The 19,873-nt window shown below is 58.4% G+C and carries 17 protein-coding genes; 10 read left to right on the top strand and 7 right to left on the bottom strand.

Annotated elements, in window-relative coordinates; translation table 11 throughout:
- The first annotated feature begins 24 nt into the window (after positions 1–24).
- On the top strand, positions 25–2,541 hold the full coding sequence (locus RRF56_RS12105; protein ID WP_317037898.1) for an EAL domain-containing protein: 2,517 nt from the start codon (positions 25–27) through the stop codon (positions 2,539–2,541).
- A 280-nt stretch (positions 2,542–2,821) separates the two neighbouring features.
- On the opposite strand, the gene RRF56_RS12110 is transcribed toward RRF56_RS12105, so the two are convergent.
- Positions 2,822–3,022: a heavy metal transport/detoxification protein gene (locus RRF56_RS12110; protein ID WP_317037899.1), complete on the bottom strand. Its 201-nt coding sequence runs from the start codon at positions 3,020–3,022 to the stop codon at positions 2,822–2,824.
- Between the two features lie 267 nt (positions 3,023–3,289).
- On the opposite strand from RRF56_RS12110, the gene RRF56_RS12115 reads away from it, so the two are divergent.
- The 5 genes from RRF56_RS12115 (at position 3,290) to RRF56_RS12135 (ending at position 9,627) form a co-directional block, all read left to right on the top strand.
- Entirely contained in the window at positions 3,290–4,480 is a 1,191-nt protein-coding gene (locus tag RRF56_RS12115) for an NAD(P)/FAD-dependent oxidoreductase (RefSeq protein ID WP_317037900.1), read from the top strand.
- 244 nt (positions 4,481–4,724) lie between these two features.
- The gene (locus tag RRF56_RS12120; protein WP_317037901.1) at positions 4,725–5,591 is read left to right on the top strand and encodes a thermonuclease family protein; all 867 of its coding nucleotides are present in this window, start codon (positions 4,725–4,727) and stop codon (positions 5,589–5,591) included.
- Between the two features lie 64 nt (positions 5,592–5,655).
- Positions 5,656–7,884: a hypothetical protein gene (locus RRF56_RS12125; protein ID WP_317037902.1), complete on the top strand. Its 2,229-nt coding sequence runs from the start codon at positions 5,656–5,658 to the stop codon at positions 7,882–7,884.
- 34 nt (positions 7,885–7,918) lie between these two features.
- A complete protein-coding gene (gene mtnA / locus RRF56_RS12130) occupies positions 7,919–9,022 on the top strand; it encodes an S-methyl-5-thioribose-1-phosphate isomerase (RefSeq protein ID WP_317037903.1) in 1,104 nt (367 codons plus the stop codon).
- Between the two features lie 11 nt (positions 9,023–9,033).
- Positions 9,034–9,627, top strand: coding sequence for a class II aldolase/adducin family protein (locus tag RRF56_RS12135; RefSeq protein ID WP_317037904.1), 594 nt, complete (start codon positions 9,034–9,036; stop codon positions 9,625–9,627).
- A gap of 85 nt (positions 9,628–9,712) precedes the next feature.
- Here the strand turns inward: RRF56_RS12135 and RRF56_RS12140 are convergent, their stop codons facing one another.
- A complete protein-coding gene (locus RRF56_RS12140; RefSeq protein WP_317037905.1) occupies positions 9,713–10,288 on the bottom strand; it encodes an HD domain-containing protein in 576 nt (191 codons plus the stop codon).
- A gap of 346 nt (positions 10,289–10,634) precedes the next feature.
- Here RRF56_RS12140 and xdhA point away from each other — a divergent pair, with 346 nt between their 5' ends.
- The 3 genes from xdhA to RRF56_RS12155 all read left to right on the top strand — a co-directional run bounded on the left by xdhA (position 10,635) and on the right by RRF56_RS12155 (position 15,761).
- Positions 10,635–12,095 (top strand): xanthine dehydrogenase small subunit, encoded by a 1,461-nt coding sequence (gene xdhA, locus RRF56_RS12145; RefSeq protein ID WP_317037906.1) that lies wholly within the window; start codon positions 10,635–10,637, stop codon positions 12,093–12,095.
- Between the two features lie 238 nt (positions 12,096–12,333).
- Complete coding sequence (gene xdhB / locus RRF56_RS12150; RefSeq protein ID WP_317037907.1) at positions 12,334–14,664, top strand: xanthine dehydrogenase molybdopterin binding subunit; 2,331 nt, start codon at positions 12,334–12,336, stop codon at positions 14,662–14,664.
- Positions 14,665–14,789: 125 nt separating this feature from the next.
- Entirely contained in the window at positions 14,790–15,761 is a 972-nt protein-coding gene (locus tag RRF56_RS12155) for an XdhC/CoxI family protein (RefSeq protein ID WP_317037908.1), read from the top strand.
- A gap of 287 nt (positions 15,762–16,048) precedes the next feature.
- Here RRF56_RS12155 and RRF56_RS12160 read toward each other — a convergent pair whose 3' ends face one another.
- The gene (locus RRF56_RS12160; protein WP_317037909.1) at positions 16,049–16,291 is read right to left on the bottom strand and encodes a ChaB family protein; all 243 of its coding nucleotides are present in this window, start codon (positions 16,289–16,291) and stop codon (positions 16,049–16,051) included.
- 154 nt (positions 16,292–16,445) lie between these two features.
- On the opposite strand from RRF56_RS12160, the gene RRF56_RS12165 reads away from it, so the two are divergent.
- Positions 16,446–17,435, top strand: a complete 990-nt coding sequence (locus RRF56_RS12165; protein WP_317037910.1) for an adenosine deaminase — start codon at positions 16,446–16,448, stop codon at positions 17,433–17,435.
- Positions 17,436–17,493: 58 nt separating this feature from the next.
- Here RRF56_RS12165 and RRF56_RS12170 read toward each other — a convergent pair whose 3' ends face one another.
- From RRF56_RS12170 to RRF56_RS12185, 4 genes are all read right to left on the bottom strand, one after another.
- Positions 17,494–17,808, bottom strand: coding sequence for a helix-turn-helix transcriptional regulator (locus tag RRF56_RS12170; protein ID WP_317037911.1), 315 nt, complete (start codon positions 17,806–17,808; stop codon positions 17,494–17,496).
- Between the two features lie 14 nt (positions 17,809–17,822).
- A complete protein-coding gene (locus RRF56_RS12175; RefSeq protein ID WP_317037912.1) occupies positions 17,823–18,164 on the bottom strand; it encodes a type II toxin-antitoxin system RelE/ParE family toxin in 342 nt (113 codons plus the stop codon).
- Positions 18,165–18,355: 191 nt separating this feature from the next.
- Positions 18,356–18,706, bottom strand: coding sequence for a hypothetical protein (locus tag RRF56_RS12180; protein WP_317037913.1), 351 nt, complete (start codon positions 18,704–18,706; stop codon positions 18,356–18,358).
- Between the two features lie 219 nt (positions 18,707–18,925).
- Positions 18,926–19,783: an acyl-CoA desaturase gene (locus tag RRF56_RS12185; RefSeq protein WP_317037914.1), complete on the bottom strand. Its 858-nt coding sequence runs from the start codon at positions 19,781–19,783 to the stop codon at positions 18,926–18,928.
- Positions 19,784–19,873: the final 90 nt, after the last annotated feature.

Genomic DNA, 19,873 nt, shown 5'->3' on the forward strand with positions numbered 1-19,873 from the left:
TATCCATCCTTAGCGGTTCTCACCATGGTCAATTTCTTAGCCCGCCGCGCTCAATCCCTCTCTCCTGCAGACCAGAGCGCTCGCGCCATTCGCCTTTCCATCGTGACCCAGTTTTTTCCGCCCGACTTTGCGGCCACCGGGCAATATATGGACGAACTGGCCACTCACCTAGGGCAGCAAGGGTTTGAGGTCCAGGTTTTTACTGGCCAGCCCAGCTATGCCTTCGAGGTGGCCGAAGCCCCCGCCACAGAAGACAAAGGCCCGGTTCACATCACCCGATCCAACTTTCTGCGCAACCGCTCCCGCCGTATGACCGGGCGCACCCTCAGCAGCCTGGCCTTTTGCCTGCATACTGCCTGGCATCTGCGGCACCAGCGCCATCGGGGCGATATCACGCTATTTGTTAGCGAACCGCCCTACGTTCAAGTCGTTGGCTTTTTGATGAGCTGGCTCTTTGGCACCGCCTACGTCTCATTGGTCTACGACCTGTACCCTGATGTGGTCACAGGGCTGGGCATGCTGCCCCCGCACCACTGGATTGTGCGCCTGTGGGATGCCATTAACCGCCGCGTGTGGCAGCGAGCCGAGGCGATCATCGTGCCCTGCGAAACCATGAAGGCCCGCATCGTGGCCAAACACCCCACCCTGGCAGACCAGATCACCGTCATCCACAACTGGTCTGACCCAGAGGCGATCAAACCTCTGGCCAAGGCCGACAACAGCTTCGCCCAAGAGCATGGCATTCAAAACACCTTCACCATCCTCTACTCGGGCAACATGGGCCGCTGCCACGACATGGAGACCATCATCGGGGCAGCCCAGGCCCTGGCCGACGAGCCGGTTCAGTTTTTGTTCATTGGCGGCGGGCCGAAACGAGAGGCTACCCAACAACAGGTGGAAAGCCTGGGCCTAACCAATTGCCGCTTTCTGCCCTACCAAGACAAAGCCCTACTGCCCCAATCGCTCACCGCTTGCGACCTGCATTTGATCAGCATCGACACCGATATGGAAGGGTTGGTTGCCCCCAGTAAATTTTATTCGGCCCTGTCCTCGGGCAAACCCGTAGCGATTATCTGTGAACGCCATTCTTACCTGCGGGGGCTAGTGTCAAAGGCCAACTGCGGAGCGGCCTTCAGCAACGGCGACAGCCAGGGGTTAGCCAGCTTCATTCGCTACCTGATGAAGGATGGCGAAATCAACCAGCAGCTGGGCCTTTCGGGGCATCGGTTTATTCGAGAAAACTATACGGTGCAGGCGATTAGCCGCCAATATTATCGGTTGATTCAGCGGGCGGTGGTCAAAAATGTCGACCTCTACCGGGCGCTAGACAACAACGAATTTGAACTCTATTACCAACCCATCGTCCACTTGGGCAATGGGCGAATTGATACCCTTGAGGCGCTCGTGCGGTGGCACCACCCCCAGCGGGGCCTGCTAGAACCAGGCGATTTCATCAATGCCGCGAAGGACACCGACTTGATTATTCCCCTGGGCTGGTGGGTGCTGGATACCGCCTGTCGTCAACTCGCCAACTGGCATCAACAATTTCCTGAAAAGCGCTGCCGCATCAGTATTAACTTAGGCACTCAGCAATTTCTTCATCCCGAGTTGATCTCTCGCCTTGACCAGGCACTCATGACCCACAAACTGCGGGGAGAAGACCTGGTGCTGGAAATTAAAGACCACACCATCATGGTCGATACTGCTGCAACAACTGGGTTATTGATGCAGCTGCAAGCTCGGGGTATTCGAGTCTGTATTGACGACATGGGCAGTAACTATACGTCGCTCAGTTTTCTGCATCGGTTTCCGGTCAGCAGCCTCAAAATTGATGCCAAAACCATTAACCGGCTAGATATTGACACCAAGCTGGCGGAGTGGCTAAAGAGCTTGATTGTCATGACCTATGACCTCCAGATCACCCTGGTTGCCATGGGCGTAGAAACCGCTTTTCAGCACCGACGCACCCGCGAAATGGGCATTGCCTACGGCCAGGGCTACGGTTTTTCGAGGCCTGAACCAGCGGCAAACATCACCCGTTTTTTGGCTCACCACAACCCGTTTTCTTTTTTGCTCGAGCCTCTACCTACAGCATCTGCCATGCCCCACGCTGACAACACTCCCCTGGTGCTAGTCGTCGATGACGATCGCTCGCTTCGCAAATTGCTAACCATGGCCATCAAGCAATCTGGCTACCGCACGATTGAAGCCACCAATGGCCGAGAAGCCTTAGAACTGTATCAGCAAGAATCTCCCGATCTCGTGTTGCTCGATGCGATGATGCCAGAAATGAACGGGTTTGCCTGCTGTCGCCAGCTTCGACTGTTGCAGTCGGCTCAGGTGCTCGCCACGTCACCCCTAGATCAAAGCGCGTCGTCTATTCAATCTAATGATGAGTTTCCCATCTTGATGATCACGGCCCTAGACGACGACCATTCGGTAGAAAGTGCGTTTGCTGCCGGTGCCACAGACTACATTACGAAACCTGTGAACTGGTCAATTCTAAATCAGCGGCTCAAGCGGCTACTCAAGCAAGACTGAACCGAGAAACTCGCCCTTGACTCTGCCCTTAGGACGCAAAAGCCCCTCTGAACACCCTCTGAACAACTGGGCGATCGCGGCCAAAGGTCGGCGGCAGGTATAAGCAAACCTGCATTATCTCTTGTAGGGGCAAACGGTTGTTTGCCCCTAACCCAATCCATGCTTCAACTTAGCAACAATCAGAATAAGGGCTTTAGGCACCTGCAAAAGGGATGCACCCGCCAGGCACCAGTTCCGAGCCGTAGTGGCGCAGCAGATGGCTCAACCAAGCCCTACCCAGTTATTCGGGCACGATATTGTGGCCCGCAGCCACAATCAGTTGCTTAAAGGTTTCTTCAGAGGCTTCGGAGTCAATGGTGACGGTCTTAGCCTGAGAGTTGACGTCGACATTGGCCTCGGGTTCGGAGGTCAGAATCAGTTTCTTCAGCTCTTGCGCCGATTCTTGATCGCCCAGGGTGGGAACTTGAAATTTCAACGACATACTGGTTTCTCCAGGTTCATGCACTTAATGGCTACAGCCTAGTGAATGGATCGCGGTGTTGCCGTCTATAGAAAGGCTAATGTTGCCTTGTCGCTGAGTGTAGCTACGGCCTGGCTGGACAGGGTCGAGACCAATGGCTGACATCACCGCCAGAGGTCACCGCTAGCGGTCATCGCCAAAAGAAATCGCCAAAACTAGGATGACTCCCTCATTTTTGAGTTAGAAGAAAGAAGAGGTATCACCGGCCCTTAGCAAAGACAGACACCCATGGCAGACGCTCCCCAATCCATTTGTATTCTCGGCGGCGGCTTTGGCGGCCTCTATACTGCCCTGCGCCTGAGCCGACTGCCCTGGGAGGGCACCCCGCCCACCATTACCCTGGTAGACTGCAACGATCGCTTCCTATTTCTACCGCTGCTCTACGAACTCGTCACCGACGAGCTACAAACCTGGGAGATTGCGCCCCCCTACGCCGAGCTGCTAGCGGGTACACCGGTACAGTTTCGCCAGGCGGGCGTCACCGCCATTGACCTCGACCAGCACCGGGTCAATCTCAGTGATGGTCTCACCCTCACCTACGACTATTTGGTGCTGGCCCTGGGCGGCACCACCCCCATGCACCTGGCTCCTGGTGTAGCCGAGCATGCCCTAGCCTTTCGAACCCTGCAAGACGCCTACCAGCTCAAAGAACGCCTGCGCCTGCTAGAGGCCTCCGAGGCTGACAAAATTCGCGTGGCCGTGGTGGGCGGCGGCTACAGCGGAGTTGAGCTGGCCTGTAAGGTGGCAGAACACCTGGGCGATCGCGGTCGGGTGCGGCTGGTCGAACTGAGCGACACTATTCTGCGCACCTCCCCAGAACACAACCGCGAGGTGGCCCAAACAGCGCTCTCTGATCTGGGCGTGTGGGTTGACCTCGAAACCGCCGTCGATAACGTCACTGCCGACACCATCAGCCTCACCTTTCGCGAACAGACCGATATCTTGCCCGTCGATTTGGTGCTGTGGACCGTGGGCACCCAGGTCAACGAGGCGATCGCCCACCTGCCCCTCAAGCACAACGAGCGCCAGCAGGTGGTGGTGCAGCCCACCCTAGAGGCGATCGATCGCCCCGGTGTCTATGCTCTCGGCGATGTGGCCGACTGCCGCGACGCCGAGGGCCAGCAGGTGCCTGCCACCGCCCAGGTAGCCCTGCAACAGGCCGACTTTGTCGGGTGGAATATCTGGGCAGCGATGGGCGATCGCCCCCAACTCCCCTTCCGCTATACCCCCATGGGCGAAATGATGACCCTGGGCACCAGCCGCGCCACCCTCACCGGGCTGGGCCTTCAGCTCGACGGCGAACTGGCCTATGTGGCTCGTCGCCTAGCCTACCTCTACCGCATGCCCACCTTCTCGCACCAGGTGCGGGTCGGGCTCAACTGGATGACTAAGCCTCTGCGGGATATTTTGTCGGCCTAGGGGACGGGCGTGCAGCGCAACGGTTATCCCTCCGACTCAATTTCCGCCAGCGATGGGGATGGTCAAAACCAGTACAGTGCTCTGCTAACAGCGGCAGTGCCACTTTGAGCAAGCGTCTATTGCCCACCCATTCTGCCCCAAGCCCCAGGGCAAGATTAACGGTAGTGATCGCTACAGGGCTCGCCGTTGGTGACGGCAGCTCACGACCCAGCGGTTGCCCTCCACTCTTTGCCTACGCCGTGCTATGCAACGCAGATGTCTTCCCCTGACCGCGTTTGTTCTCATCGCTGCTTTTGGGTGCAGCACCCCATCGTCACTAGCTCCAGGGGGTGATGCCCCTAACTCTCTGCCGACCGTCGTTCGCATTACTGGTGGGCACAGTTTGGTGGTGCAAGACCAGGGCCAGGCTGTGGCCACCACACTGGCCTGTATTGCGGTGCCCGCCCAGGCAGATGCGGCGACCGATCGGCTGACGAGCCTGCTGCCAGCGGGGCAGGCAGTGCAGATGCGACGAGTGGCCGATCGGGACGGGCAAACCGTGGCCGAACTGTTCCTGGGCAATCAGTCGGTGGGCCTGGGGCTGGTACAGGCAGGAGTTGCAATTGTCGATTCAACCGCGACTACCGACTGTGCCAATACCACCGAGGGCTACTGGCAGGCCCAGATCGACGCCCAGCAAAACCGCCGGGGTCTCTGGGCTGACTACGACCTGGCGATCGCAGCCCCCATGGATCTAGAGCCCAACCTGGCCTTGCCCGTGCAAACCGACTCCGGCCAGTGCCCAGAATCTTTAGATCTATGGGCCTTTCGCAACGGGTTTGAGGGCGGGGCCAACCACATTGTGGTGGTCGATATGCCCCAGATCGCTACGGCCTTGGCCCAGCAGGTAGCGACCACAGCGGATCAGGTGGTGTTCACCGCTCCGCTCCGCCCAGAGTTTAGCCAGTGCTCGGGCAGCGCCAGCTCTGAGCAAATGGCCATGTACCAAGCCGAGTTTGCCGCTGGCCAGGTGCGCTTTACCCTCAATCTAACCGGCGATGGCACGCGGGAAGTGCTGGCCTCTGGGGTGTCTGTAGATCGCCCCTACGTATTTTGGCGCGCGGCTGAATAGACCTGTTGAATAGACCCCGCGATCGCGCCCTCCCCTCGTTACAACCCCTCATTCTCTGGCCACCATGATTCGCCCTATTCAGTCGGTTTTGTTGTTGAGTCTGCTGGCGATCGCCCCTTTGGAAAACGCCATCAACCCCATTTATGTAGCTCAGGCTCAGACGGCGGCTAATGCCGTTTGCGACCCCAATGCTCCCCTGCAAAACCGGCTGGCCATAGCGGAGGACCAGGCGCGGTCTGCCCTGGAAAGCGCCCAACTCGATACGGCCCTGTCATCGTTACAGGAGACGTTGACGATCGCTGGGCAACTGCAAGACGGGCGGCAGCAGGCAGATCTACTACAGCAGTGGTTGCTAGATACTAACCAGGGCTACCCAACAACGCGGTGGCAGCGATTGACCCAAGGCGATCAGGCAGCGCGTTGGCGTAGCCTCCCGGAACGGGAATCGCCCCAGCTTCGGGCCACCCTGGATCAGTTTTTGGTGTTGGCCAATCAGCTGCCCTCGGGCTACAGCCACGTCAAAGCGCGATCGCTGGCGGCGATCGCCCGCTACTACACCGTGCTAGAGCAGAGCGAAACCCCGACCGCCAGGCAGGCCCTAGAGCAGGCGCGGCAGGCAGTAACCCTAGTTCGTGGCAACGATTTTACCGCCAGCGCGCTAATCGACATTGCCGAAACCTATGCCCTGATGGGTGACACGACCTCGGCGCTGGTGGTGCTGACCCAGGTGGGAGGTGCAGTGGAGCAAATTCCGCCTGGTGTATCCCAGCGACTGAAGCTGACTGTTTTGCAGCGGATGGCGACTACCTACGCTCAGATTGGCCCCTTTGCCCAGGCCGAAGCCATCGCCGCCGAGTTGCCCGATGAGTATGAGCTGAAGTCGATCGCACTTCGGGGCATTGTTGAGGGGGCCATTGCCGTACAAAGCTTGAGCGCGGCAGAGGCGACAGCCCAAGCCATCCCCGCCGCAACCCAGCGCATTTTGGCCCTGGGCAAGGTGGCGATCGCCTACCACAACGCCAACCAGCCTGCCCAAGCTGCTGGGGCGATCGCCCAGGCCAGGGAGCAGGCCGAATCGGCCACAGGCCTTCTAGATTCAGAGTTTGTCTTTAGAACCTTAGTTGACACCTACCTTCAGCTGGGGCAACGGGAAGTCGCCCTGGAGCTGGCCCAAACTCAGCTCAAGGTCACTCAACGGGAGGCGATTAAATCGGTAATGGTGGCCTATAGCCAGGCCGGGCAGCAGGATGTGGTTGAGGCGTGGCTGTCAGACCAGTTGAGTGACCTTCAGGCGATCGCTGACCCCTGGGAACAAAGCTCTTCCTTGGGAAGCCTGCTGGAACTGGCGATCGACATTCAACAGTTGGACTGGATTCGCCAATCCTGGAGCCAGCTTGCGGCCATCGGCTACGGCCTTCAAGATGAGCAAATAGTCAATGTCGTCACCGCCTACGCGGCCACGGGGCAATACGACCAGGCGGCGGCGTGGGCCAAACAGTTGCCCCTGGCCAATCGGCCTGTCTTGCGGGTGCGGCTGCTAGCGGCGATCGCGCTGAGTGCCCATCAGGCCGGTCAAACCACCTGGGCCAACACTTTGCTCCAGCAAACGTTGGAGAGCCTAGACGGCCTGGTCGCCACCTATCAGCGCCAGTTCCCCGAAGAGGTGACGCAAAGCGCGGCGATCGAGCCCGGTGCCCTCGCCGCCATTGCCGTTGTCTATGCCCAAATGGGGCAAGCCGACCTCACCCGCGACCTGCTGCAGCGGGTCGGCATCATCGAACAACCCTTTGAGGTATTTATGACGGCGAGGCAGTATGTCGGGGCGCTACAGCTGGCCCAGGCTAACTCTTCCTCGGAGACGCGCCTTGGGCATTTGCAGAGGAGTGCAACGGCTCTGCTGCAGCAAAACCGCTTTGACCTGGTCCTGCCCGTAGTCGATGAACTCACAGAGCCCAGCGGGCGGGCGCAGCTCCTGCTGGCGATCGCCCAACGCTACGGCGACCTAGGGCAGATCGAAGCGGCGCTGCCCATTCTGGCCCAGGCCTTTCAGGTCGCACAGACCATCCCCGGCGAAGAATCTCAGGTCGATCGCCTGGGGGCCGAGGGCTACACCATCATCGATAGAGAAGACGATCGGGGCAGTGTGCTAGAGGCGATCGCCCTGCAATATGCCCAGCTCGGGCAGGGCGACCAGGCCCGCCAGGTGGCCAATCAGCTTCAGTCAATTCCCCTGCGCCAGCAGGTTATAGAATCCATGCGCTGTGTTCTATTCGTTCGCTGGGGTCTGTCATAATAAACATTGGAATTTTGGGGGCTAGAACGGGCCTGTGAAAATTAACGGCGAGCCGACAAGAACCATTCGTCTACACCCAGACAATCCTCGCGTGGTGCAGGTGATCGACCAGCGCCAGCTGCCCCACCAGCTCACCTGGATGGACCTGACCTCGGTAGATGAGGCGGCCTACGCCATCAAAGATATGGTGGTGCGTGGTGCCCCACTGATTGGGGCCACTGCCGCTCTGGGCATGTACCTGGCGGCCCTGGACGCGGTGGCTGAGGCAGACTTTCGCGAGGTGTTGCAGCGGGCCGCCCACACCCTGGGCCAAACTCGCCCCACGGCGGTCAATTTGCACTGGGCGCTGACCGCCCAGCTAGAGGTGCTGGGACAGGTAATAACGGCCTCGGACGCCATTGAGCGCCTGCGGCAAAACGCCGAGGCCATTCTCGATGCCGACGAAGAACAGTGCCGCCAGATCGGGCTGCACGGCGTCAAGCTAATCGAAGATATCTACGCCCGCACCGGGCAGCCGGTCAACATTTTGACCCACTGCAACGCAGGCTGGCTGGCCTGTGTCGATTGGGGCACCGCCACCTCGCCCATCTACCACGCCCACGATCGCGGCCTGCCCGTCCACGTTTGGGTCGATGAAACCCGCCCCCGCAACCAGGGGGCCAAGCTCACCGCCTGGGAACTGGGGCAGCACGGGGTGCCGCATACCGTCATTCCTGACAATGCCGGGGGCCACCTGATGCAGCATGGGTTGGTCGATCTGGCGATCGTGGGCACCGATCGCACCACTCGCCAGGGCGATGTCGCCAACAAAATTGGCACCTACCTCAAGGCTCTGGCTGCCCACGACAACGGCGTGCCCTTCTACGTGGCCTTGCCCTCGTCTACCATTGACTGGACCCTGCACGACGGGGTCAAAGAAATCCCGATTGAGCAGCGCAGCCAGGACGAAGTGAAGTACATCGACGGGCTGTCTCCCCACGGCGTCACCTCGGTGCTAATCTGCCCCGAATCTTCCCCCGCCGCCAACTATGGCTTTGATGTCACCCCCGCCCGCCTGGTGACGGGCTTGATTACCGAACGGGGCATCTGTCCTGCCTCTGAGACTGGGTTGCTGGGTCTATTTCCCGAAGCCGCCTAAGGGCTATGGCCATGGATGAGGGTGTCATCAAGTACGTCGGCCACTGGACGCCCGGTGCGCCGTTGGAAAAGGACGAGCTGGCTGAGTTGATGGCGTGGCGCGATCGCCTATGGCAGGCCCAGCAGATCGGCCTCTACCCCAACGGCATTGGCTACGGCAATATCAGCTTGCGGCGATCGCCTCGCAGCTTTGCCGTGTCGGGTACCCAAACCGGGCACCTAGCCCACACCACGCCTCACCACTACACCCTGGTCGACGACTGGGATATCGATCGCAACGCCCTGCACTGCACTGGGCCAATCCAGGCCTCATCAGAGTCGCTTACCCATGCGGCTCTCTACGACTACAGCAGCGCCATTCAGGCGATTATTCACGTTCACAATCGCCCCTTGTGGCAGCGGGGTCAGGGAGTGTTGCCCACCACCGCCGCCAGCGTTCCCTACGGCACCCCGGCCATGGCCTACGAAATGAGGCGGCTGCTGGATCATAACGACCTGATGCAGACGCGCATTTTGATCATGGCGGGGCACGAGGAGGGGGTGCTGGTGTTTGGCCCCACCCTGGCGGCGGCGGCCCAGGTGCTGTACCAGCATATAGATAGCTAATGGTCTGCTAAGCCAAGGGTGAGAGGGTGGTGGGGGTTCAAGGTGTACGGTTTAAGGCTGGTCGTGAACGTCACTTGAGTTTGAGCTACGCGGTTACTGCTGCCAGGGCCTGGCGACCCTGGGCTATGACCTCGTCGTAAAGGGCTTCCAGGGCTGGGTTGCAGCCCCGGCACCCGGCCACAACCCGGTCGGCCCAATCCAAATACTCGCGCTTGCGCTCTAGCGGCCAGCCGTCGGGGGGCGAGGTGGTAATGTTTTGCACATTGGCGGTTTTGTCGGCAATCTTGAGCTGCTTAGCCTGGGGTGAGAGGTGGGGGGCGTGCTCTACCTGTCGCTGTTTGCGCTCGGCCTTGGGTAAATTCTTGTCGTCGGTGACTTCGGCCACGATTTGCCGCACCTCGGGGCCAAAGTGGCGCTCGATTTCCTCTGGGGTGGTGTCGGTGTCTTCGACTGTGTCGTGGAGAATAGCGGCCTGCAAGGTCGCCAGGTCGGTGACGCCGCCTTCGGTGGCCAGCAGCTGCGCCACGCGAATGGGATGGTTAATGTAGGGCGAGACTTCTTTGTCTTTGCGGCGCTGATCACTGTGCTTGGTGGCCGCAAAGTGCAGCGCCTCCAGCAGGGCAGTAGTGACATGGGAAGACGTTGAGGAAGGGAAAGCCATGATTGTCTAAACCTCGCTTTTATTTAAAATGCCCGATCGCGTTCAACCCTTGCATCTGTTGAGAGGATGACCACCAGCCAGTAGTCTGCCAAGCCAAAGGCGACGAGTTATACCAAATCCGAATTGCATAACCCCGAGTTCCAAAAGGCCAAACCGTAGGGGGCGCATGGCATGCGCTCTGCTAAACCGGCGGTAACTGCGATCGCGCCTTGCTCGCTGACTGAATCTATAGCCTAAGTCCAAATTAAATTTAGTCAAATTGTCATTTTGCTTACTAAAGTGCCGTTAAGTTGAACACTAATCTCATGGCCCGTGGGTACGTGTTTTTAGCCGCCATACAGCTTCTATGCCTCAACAACTAGATGTTCAACTGAGCTTCACCATCAATGGAGAGCCGGTCTCTATCAAAGATGTCTCGCCAGCCATGACCCTGCTGGAGTACCTGCGCCTGAGCGGGCGATCGGGCACCAAAGAAGGCTGCGGCGACGGCGACTGCGGCGCTTGTACCGTGGCCCTGATCGGTGAAGGAGCTGACGGTCAGCCCCATTACCAGGCGGTGAATAGCTGCCTGATTCCCCTCGGGGCAGTGGCGGGGCGGCAGGTGCTGACGGCAGACGGCATTACCAACGGCCAAATTCCCAAAAGCCCCTTGGTGAAAGAACCCGTTACCGCCGCCGACCTCCACCCTGTACAGGCCGCAATGGTCGAAACCGGCGGCTCTCAGTGCGGCTACTGCACCCCCGGCTTCATCATGAGCCTGTTTGCTGCCTACTACGACGGCACCCCTGACGATCTCTCGGTGGAGGGCAACCTCTGCCGCTGTACGGGCTACATCCCCATTCGTCGGGCCGCCGAGCTGGTAGCCGATGCCGCTCCCCAGGATCGGTTTGTAGAACAGTTGACCTCGGCATCGCTGGAGCTGGCTGCTCTGGCCTACACCACCCAAAACAACGGCCACAGCGAACAGTTCTACCGACCCACGCAGTTGTCTGAAGTGCTTGACCTGTTACAGCGTTACCCCGACGCCACCCTGGTGGCCGGAGCGACAGACTTGGGCCTGGAGATGAGCTGGCACCGACAGCACTACCCGGTGCTGATCTCCCTGGAAGCTGTCACCGAACTGAAGCAGATTTGCCACACCGATGACTATGTCGAAATTGGCGCGGCGGTGCCCCTCAGCCATATTGAAACGAACCTCCACGGGGTTTTTCCCAGCCTGGATGAGATGATTCACTGGTTTGCCGCCCGCCAGGTACGCAACCGGGCCACCCTAGGCGGCAACATTGGCACGGCCTCCCCCATTGGCGACTTGCCCCCGGTGCTCCTATCGCTGGATGCCAGTGTGAAGCTGGCTGGTTCTAGTGGAGAGCGCACTCTGCCCCTGGCCGACTTCTTCACTGGCTATCGCCAGACCCAACGCCAGCCCGGTGAGGTGATTGCCTCCGTCCAAATTCCTAAAGCGCTTGTTCCAGGCACGGCGCGGCGGCTGGCGCAAGCCTACAAAATCGGCAAGCGCGGCACCGATGACATCAGCATTGTGGCGGCGGCCTTTGCGGTAGATGTCGATGGGGATAATCAGATTCTTAAGGCGCGGCTAGGCTATGGCGGCGTGGCGGCAACACCGGCCAGGGCGATCGCAGTCGAAGACTTCCTGTTGGGCAAACCCTGGACTGCTGACACCATTCAGGCGGTGAAACCCATCCTGCAAGAGGCGTTTAACCCCCTTACCGACCTGCGGGGCAGCGCTGAGTACCGCAAGCGCCTGGTGGTGAATTTGTTTGAAAAATTCTTTGTGGAGTTTCCTTAAACCTAAGCATCTGCTATGGTACATCGCTTCTCGGATGCCCCTACGGTTTATGGCTTTTTGCAGTTTTCGTAGGGTGGGCACTGCCCACCGTCCCCAATGCAAGTGGTAGTCCAGCCCCCACGGTGCGCCCCATAGGCTTTGTGATTCTTCCCGATGACTGTGGTGGGCAGTGCCCACCCTACCTTTCTAGCCTGCCCCTCCCAAAAACCAAAATCCAAAGTTCCCAGCGAGGTACCCCATGAGCCCAGTCGGTAAACCCAAGCACCACGAAAGCGCCGTTGCCCATGTCAGCGGCACGGCAGTCTACACCGACGACCAGCGGGAACCGGCGGGGATGCTGTCGCTGTACCCGGTGATTTCACCCCACGCCCGAGCCAAGATCACCAAGCTGGATGTGGCCCCAGCACTGGCAGTGGAGGGCTGCGTTACTGTGCTGACCGCCGAGGATGTGCCGGGAGAAAACAACACCGGCGTGATCGTTCACGACGAGGTGCTGCTGCCCACCGATGAGGTCAGCTACTACGGCCAGGTAGTGGCCTGGGCCGTGGGCGAAACCGAGACAGCGGCGAGAAATGCCGCCGCCAAAATTGAGGTGGAGTACGAGCCCCTGCCCGCAATTAAAACGGTGAAGGAGGCGATCGCCGCCAATAGCTACCACAGCGACCCCCAATTCATTCGTCGCGGCGACCCAGATGCGGCGATCGCTGAGGCCGAACACAGCTTCTCGGGTGAAATTGCGATCGGTGGCCAAGACCACTTCTACCTCGAAACTCAGATTAGCTGGGCGGTGCCCGACGGCGAGGGCAATCTCCAGGTGTTTGCCTCTACCCAGCACCCCACCGAAACCCAGGAGGTGGTCGCCCGCGTGCTGGGGATGGCCAAAAACCAGGTAGTCTGCACCTGCATTCGCATGGGCGGCGGCTTTGGCGGCAAAGAATCCCAGGCCAACCCCTTTGCCTCGGCGGCGGCCCTGGCCACCTACAAAACGGGTCGCCCTGCCCGCTGTCGCCTGCGCCGCCACCACGACATGCTAATCACCGGCAAGCGCCACGGCTTTTTGGGCGAGTACGAAGTGGGTTTTAACGGCGACGGCACAATTACCGCACTGAAGGCCGTGCTGACCGCCGACGGCGGCTGGAGCCTCGATCTGTCGCCACCGGTACTGGGCCGGGCCATGCTGCACGTAGACAACGCCTACTACCTGCCCAACCTGGTGGTGGAGGGGCGGATCGCCAAGACTAACCGCGTATCGAACACGGCCTACCGGGGCTTCGGCGGCCCCCAGGGGATGATTGTGATCGAGGAGGTGTGCGATCGCATTGCCCGCACCCTCAACCTGCCCCCCGATGTGGTGCGCGAGCGCAATTTCTACCACGGTGAGGGCGACACCAACCGCACCCACTACGACCAAGACATCGTTGACAACCGCATCGCTCGGGTCTGGCAGGAGGCGAAGGAGGGGGCCGACTACATGGCCCGCCGGGCGGCGATCGCCGCCTTTAACGAGACCAGCCCCTACAAAAAGCGAGGATTGGCCATTACCCCGGTCAAGTTCGGCATTTCCTTCAACAAGGTGCAGTACAACCAGGCCGGGGCGCTGGTGCTGATCTACACCGACGGCAGCATTCAACTCAACCACGGCGGCACCGAGATGGGCCAGGGCCTACACACCAAAATGATCCAGGTGGCGGCCAAGGCGCTGGGGGTAAAGAGCGATCGCATTCGCCTGATGCACACCAGCACCGACAAAGTCCCCAACACTTCGGCCACCGCTGCCTCCAGCGGCTCAGACCTCAATGGCCAGGCGGTGAAGAATGCCTGCGAAATTTTGCGCGATCGCCTCGCTGCCGTCGCCGTGCGCATGCTGAACCTTGACGCCCCCGAGGACATGGTCTTCGAAGACGACTGGATCTACTGCCGCACCTACCCCAGCGCCCGCATCGCCTTCAACGAAGTGGTGCAGCAGACCTACAGCGAACGGATTAGCCTGTCGGCCACCGGCTTCTACCGCACCCCCAACATCTTTTGGGACCCCAAACTGGGCAAGGGTCGCCCCTTCTACTACTTTGCCTACGGGGCAGCGGTGTCTGAGGTCGAAGTGGATGGCTTCACCGGCACCTTCAAACTCCGCCAGGTCGATATCGTCCACGACGTGGGCGAATCGCTCAACCCCCTGGTGGACAGAGGCCAGATCGAAGGAGCCTTTGTGCAGGGCATGGGCTGGCTCACCATGGAAGAACTGGTGTGGGACGACGAAGGCCGCCTGCGTACCTTTGCCCCCAGCACCTACAAAATTCCCACCATCAGCGAAATCCCGGAGCACTTCACCATTCACCTGCTAGAACGTGCGGCCCAGGATGGCGTGATCTACGGCAGCAAAGCCGTGGGCGAACCGCCGTTTATGCTGGCCATGTCGGTGCGGGAGGCAATCCGCGCCGCCGTCGCCGCCTTCGGCAATGCCGACTATGTGCCGTTGGCCCTACCGGCAACTCCAGAGTCTACCCTGTGGGCGATCGAGGCTGTGAAAGCGACAGTGAGCCAGGGGCGGCCTGTAGAGGTTGCGTCTTAACAGTTTTGGTGGCACCCAGTAACCGTCTGCCTGATTTGCTTCCCTCAATGCCTGATGTTTGTCGGGTTCTAACTTTGATCAGCCCAGGAGATGTGAGTGAAGTTGGACGGGATTGAAATAATTCTATGGTGAACTGCTTTCAACAATTGGCCCAGACCCTTGAAGGTGGCCCTGCTGTTCTCGCTACCGTCACTGCCGTTAAGGGTTCTGTACCCCGCGAAGTGGGCGCGAGGCTGGTGGTGGATGCTAATGGCCAAGCCTTCAACACCATTGGTGGCGGGGCCGGGGAAGCCAAGGTGCTGCACCAGGCCCAGGAGGTGCTTAAAACCGGAGAAAAGCAGTTCGTCGACATTGACCTATCTGGGGCACCCCAGCGGCAAACCCAAGGCGTTTGCGGCGGCCACATGCGGGTGTGGCTAGAGCGCTGGCAGGGGGAGACGGCAAAACTCCTGGTGCATTCGATTTTGCGATCGCTCCAGAACGGGCAGTCCGTCATCCTAGTAACGCCCTTTGAGCAGGATAAGGCTCCTTACTTAATCGAGGATGTTGCTCAGGTTGACCCTGCGATCGCACTTGTCGAAACCCTGCAACCACCGCCGACGCTGCTGATTGTGGGGGCAGGCCACGTGGGCATTCAACTGGCCAAAGTTGCCCACCTGGCTGGTTTCCAAATCGCCGTACAGGACGATCGCCCCGAGTGGGCCAACGCCGACCACTACCCCCAGGCCAGCCAGATTTTGGCAGAGCCAGTCGATCAAGCAATCGCATCGCTTACCCACCACCCAAACCTCTATGCCGCCCTAGTTACCCGAGGCTATACCTACGATTTTGAAGCCCTTCAGCATTTGCTTCAGCGCCCTGTACCCTGCCGCTATATCGGCATGATCGGCAGCGAAAAGCGGGTGCGCCAAGTCTATGGAGCGATCGCCCAAACCGGCATTTCTAAAGAAACACTAGCCACGATTTACGGCCCCATTGGGCTAGATATTGGTGCCCTCACGCCTGAAGAAATTGCCGTCAGCATCACCGCTGAGCTGATCATGGTGCGACGGGGCGGCACAGGGCGATCGCTCTCTAAACGGTTGCGCCAGAAATGAACCAGCACGAAAAAACTATAAAAGCAGCTTAAAAGCTTGCTTCGCAAAACGGGCACAGATCGCAAGGTTTTATCCTCACAATCTATGCCCATTCGGCCACTATTGACCTGCGATTAAACCACTATCTGTGACAAGTTTCGCGATCGAAAATTGCTATATAGCTGTAGCCAATTTGATTAAGACATTTCTCCTAAAAACGTTTGAACGTTCGAACGTGTCTAGGGTTTTGAGTGTCCCAATCTAGATGACTATGGCTAAAAAACCGCGAAATGTTCAATTCAAGACCATCAACCGCCAGGCATAGCGCCCGTCCGGCTGCGAGAGTCGAGATCTTCAGCTTTGAAATACCATTCCCCATTGTCTTTCTGGGCAAACGTATTTCTCACTGAATTCCAAGCAACTTCGTGGGCACCATCTTCGCTAAAGCCATCTTCTGATGCTGCGTTGAAAGCAGCCATAAAGATTTGCTTGGCCTCTTGGGGCAGCGATTGAGTGTCTTGAGGTAGCGTTTCCGTATTTTCGTAAGACATGGGATTGTCTCCTTAGTCATGCAATTGTTCTGCTTAGACCATAAAAGACTTGACTGGGGCGCAACCTCTCTCTTCAGCTATAACCCCTAGTGATAGGTTGCCGACAACAGCCCAATATTGGGTCATAATTGTCGCTTAAACGCACGGGTTCTCTATGCGATCGCACTCTCTGCCCAAAGCCGAACTTCACATCCACATCGAAGGTTCCCTAGAGCCCGAAATGATGGTAGCCCTAGCCCAGCGCAACGGCATTACTCTGCCCTACGCGTCGGTCGAAGCAGTGCGGGCGGCCTACCAATTCAAAGACCTTCAGTCATTTCTCGACCTCTACTACGCTGGGGCGCAGGTTTTGCAGACCGAGCAAGACTTCTACGACCTCACCTGGGCCTACCTGCAAAAGTGCGCCGACCAGCAGGTGCGCCACACCGAAATTTTCTTTGACCCGCAAACCCACTGCGATCGCGGCATTCCCTTTGAGGTGGTGCACAGCGGCATCACCCAGGCGCTCAAAGATGCCAGAGTTCAGCTAGGGGTTTCCTCAGGGCTGATTCTTTGCTTTTTGCGCCACCTCAGCGCCGAGGCCGCCATGGCCACCCTAGAGCAAGCCCTGCCCTACCGCGACAGCATCCTCGCCGTGGGGCTAGATTCCTCGGAGCTGGGGCATCCACCCTCGAAGTTTCAGGCGGTGTTTGACCGGGCGCGGGCCGAGGGATTACTCACTGTGGCCCACGCGGGCGAAGAGGGGCCGCCAGAATACATCTGGCAGGCGATTCGCTTGCTCAAGGCGTCGCGCATCGACCACGGCGTGCGTTGTGTAGAAGACCCGGCCCTGGTGGAGTACCTAGTCGAGCACCAGATACCCCTGACGGTGTGCCCGCTGTCGAATATCAAGCTCTGCGTGTTTGATGAGATGGCCCAGCACAACCTCAAAAAATTGATGGATCTGGGCCTGTGCGTGACGGTAAACTCTGATGACCCGGCTTACTTTGGCGGCTACCTGGCCGAAAACTTTGACGCCGTGGAGTCGGCCCTAGGGCTAACGCCAGCGCAACTGGTGCAGCTCGCCAAAAATTCTTTCAAAGCGTCATTTTTACCCCCAGCAGAGCAGCAGTCCTACCTACAGGAGCTAGCGATCTACAGTTAATTTATGGACTTTTTGTGTGGAGTTGGCAGGTGCAGTTGTCCATAAAACCTCATCTCGCTTACTCGATCGCCCCAATCACTCGACCAATCTCCTGGGGAGATGCCCCCGTCGCCAAAATCGCCCGTAGCAGCAATTCTATAGAGACCGACGCATCTCCATTTTCTGCTTTAGCAATCCGGGGTTGGCTAGAGTGCATCTTCTCGGCCAACTCAGCCTGGGTCATGCGCTGCTGCCGACGTTCCTTCAGGGCACGACTTAGCGCTAGCTTGATTTCAATTAAAATCGTCTCTTCTGGGCTGAGGTCTAAAAAATCAGAAACCGTGCCTACCTGCCACCCCTGCTTTGTCAATCGATCACGTGCTGATTGATCCATCACTTAGCTCCTGTTTACTCCTGTCGATCTCGCTCATATTGCTTGAGGCGCTGCTGACAAATCTCAATGACCAACTTTGGCGTAGTCTGAGATTTTTTGTTGAAGACCGCCAAAATGAGAATGGCATCGTCATCTATACGGTAGACAATTCGCCAGTTTTGCTCGGCATCACGAATTCTGAGTTCATGACAATGCGCCCCAATACTGGGCATAGGTCGCGACTGAGGCAATGACAAGGCTTCTCCTTGCTGAAGCCTTCTGAGCAAAAATCCTGCTTCAAGCCGCGCCAATGGGCTGAAGGGCGGAGTCTTAACCTGACCATGCAGCCAAACCAAAGGCTTATCATCAGCGTCCATGTATATCAGATTTGATATATAGCATTATGCTAGCAACCCATAAGGCGATTGAAAAGGGTATTGCCCCGCGATTTTTCCCACAAAAGTGTTTGTTAATGCATCTAAAGCCCTTAGCATGGTTAGCAAAATTCGCGACCCGAGCAATTGGTAAAAGCGTATTGTTATGGCCCCCAGCCTCAATCAACGCTGATTCAAAATTTACGAACAGTCCAAAACTGCAAGACGCTGAGAATGCTGTCTAGGCTCAACACCGACAGCACACTACCGGCGCTGCCAACACTCAAAATGCTGCCCGCACTGCCAATGCTGAGAATGCTACCGGCGCTGCCAATACTCAGAATGCTGCCGGTACTGCCAATGCTAAGAATGCTGCCCACGCTGCCCAGGCTGAGCAAGCTAAAATAGCTCCCCCGGCTGAGAATAGCGCGATGCTTTAGGGAACCGGCACGACCGTTAGCGCTAGTCAGTGAGGTTTGCGGCCTGTCAAGCATGTCTGATACTGAGTCTTGAATGCATACCCCCGATGTGTAGGGGCGTAGCATGCTACGCCCCTACGGGGTTCCTGATTATGAACCGGGGCTTACCCAATCGGGTTTGGTATGAATGGCCCAAACCAACGTCGGCAGATCAAGTCTAAATTAAATCTCTACATAGCGCTATAGCCATCCTCCACGGAGGAGGATGGCTATAGCCCGGTTTCTGGGTTGCGGTTCTCAGGGCGGTGCTTGCCTGCCAAGAAACCAGGTCGTTGTATTAACGGTTTAGCGGGCTTGGGCCATGGCCTCGGCTGGGGGGCGCACCACGCGTCGGGCCAAACCCAGTTTTTCTAGCACCAGAATGGCGTACCAGGTGACATCGATTTCCCACCAGCGCCAGCCCGCCGGGGCCACGTTAGGGAAAGCGTGGTGGTTGTTGTGCCAGCCTTCACCGTAGGTGAGTAGCGCTGTCCACCACAGATTGCCCGAGTTGTCGTCGATGTGAAAGCGGCGCTTGCCCCACATGTGGGTAGCCGAGTTGATCAACCAGGTAGAGTGCCACAGAGTAACGATGCGGGCAAACACACCGTAGATCACAAAGGGCCAGCCGCCAATGGCAAACAGGGCGATCGCAACCGGCACTTGCAGCAGCAAATAATACTTGTCAAGCCAGTTATAGTAGCGATCGCGGGCAATATCGGGCGCATAGCTGCGGTAAATCTCCCGATTAAACACCGACGGACGAGGGTATATCAGCCATAGCATGTGGCTCCACCAAAACCCTCGGCTGGCGGCGTAGGGGTCTTTTTCAGCATCTTCGGTAAACAGGTGGTGCTGACGGTGCCCCGCCACCCAAAACATCGGCCCGCCCTGCAACGCCATCGCGCCAATGGTTGCTAACACATACTCTAACCAGCGGGGCACCTGCAAACTGCGGTGGGTCAGCAGCCGGTGATAGCCCAGGCAAATGCCAATGCTACCAAATAGCCAGTGCAGCACTATCATCACCCCTAGGGCCGACCACGAAAAGAACCAGGGAGCCAGTAGGGCAATGCCGTGCACCGCCGTCAAAAAGCCCACCAATGTCCAGTCTAGGTCGGCGATCCCTGGCTTTTGTGGAGGCTGTTTAATCGTTGTTGTCATAGCGAATCCTTTTTTGCTCGGTAGGGTTGAAGCCGTTGGCCCAGGCAACGACCCAGACCACGCTGGCAGCCTTGGCCAGATCCTTGAGCT

Origin of the sequence: Nodosilinea sp. E11 (assembly GCF_032813545.1) — a bacterium.
Taxonomy (GTDB): Bacteria; Cyanobacteriota; Cyanobacteriia; order Phormidesmidales; family Phormidesmidaceae; genus Nodosilinea.

What these genes read in the sequence shown, in the direction of transcription:
- RRF56_RS12110 (WP_317037899.1), bottom strand. Translation starts at nt 3,022, where the DNA reads ATGTCGTTGAAATTTCAAGTTCCCACCCTGGGCGATCAAGAATCGGCG.
- RRF56_RS12155 (WP_317037908.1), top strand. Translation starts at nt 14,790, where the DNA reads ATGGTGAACTGCTTTCAACAATTGGCCCAGACCCTTGAAGGTGGCCCT.
- RRF56_RS12120 (WP_317037901.1), top strand. Translation starts at nt 4,725, where the DNA reads ATGCAACGCAGATGTCTTCCCCTGACCGCGTTTGTTCTCATCGCTGCT.
- RRF56_RS12105 (WP_317037898.1), top strand. Translation starts at nt 25, where the DNA reads ATGGTCAATTTCTTAGCCCGCCGCGCTCAATCCCTCTCTCCTGCAGAC.
- RRF56_RS12170 (WP_317037911.1), bottom strand. Translation starts at nt 17,808, where the DNA reads ATGGATCAATCAGCACGTGATCGATTGACAAAGCAGGGGTGGCAGGTA.
- RRF56_RS12175 (WP_317037912.1), bottom strand. Translation starts at nt 18,164, where the DNA reads ATGGACGCTGATGATAAGCCTTTGGTTTGGCTGCATGGTCAGGTTAAG.
- RRF56_RS12165 (WP_317037910.1), top strand. Translation starts at nt 16,446, where the DNA reads ATGCGATCGCACTCTCTGCCCAAAGCCGAACTTCACATCCACATCGAA.
- xdhB (WP_317037907.1), top strand. Translation starts at nt 12,334, where the DNA reads ATGAGCCCAGTCGGTAAACCCAAGCACCACGAAAGCGCCGTTGCCCAT.
- RRF56_RS12160 (WP_317037909.1), bottom strand. Translation starts at nt 16,291, where the DNA reads ATGTCTTACGAAAATACGGAAACGCTACCTCAAGACACTCAATCGCTG.
- RRF56_RS12125 (WP_317037902.1), top strand. Translation starts at nt 5,656, where the DNA reads ATGATTCGCCCTATTCAGTCGGTTTTGTTGTTGAGTCTGCTGGCGATC.
- RRF56_RS12185 (WP_317037914.1), bottom strand. Translation starts at nt 19,783, where the DNA reads ATGACAACAACGATTAAACAGCCTCCACAAAAGCCAGGGATCGCCGAC.
- xdhA (WP_317037906.1), top strand. Translation starts at nt 10,635, where the DNA reads ATGCCTCAACAACTAGATGTTCAACTGAGCTTCACCATCAATGGAGAG.
- RRF56_RS12115 (WP_317037900.1), top strand. Translation starts at nt 3,290, where the DNA reads ATGGCAGACGCTCCCCAATCCATTTGTATTCTCGGCGGCGGCTTTGGC.
- RRF56_RS12140 (WP_317037905.1), bottom strand. Translation starts at nt 10,288, where the DNA reads ATGGCTTTCCCTTCCTCAACGTCTTCCCATGTCACTACTGCCCTGCTG.
- RRF56_RS12180 (WP_317037913.1), bottom strand. Translation starts at nt 18,706, where the DNA reads ATGCTACGCCCCTACACATCGGGGGTATGCATTCAAGACTCAGTATCA.
- RRF56_RS12135 (WP_317037904.1), top strand. Translation starts at nt 9,034, where the DNA reads ATGGATGAGGGTGTCATCAAGTACGTCGGCCACTGGACGCCCGGTGCG.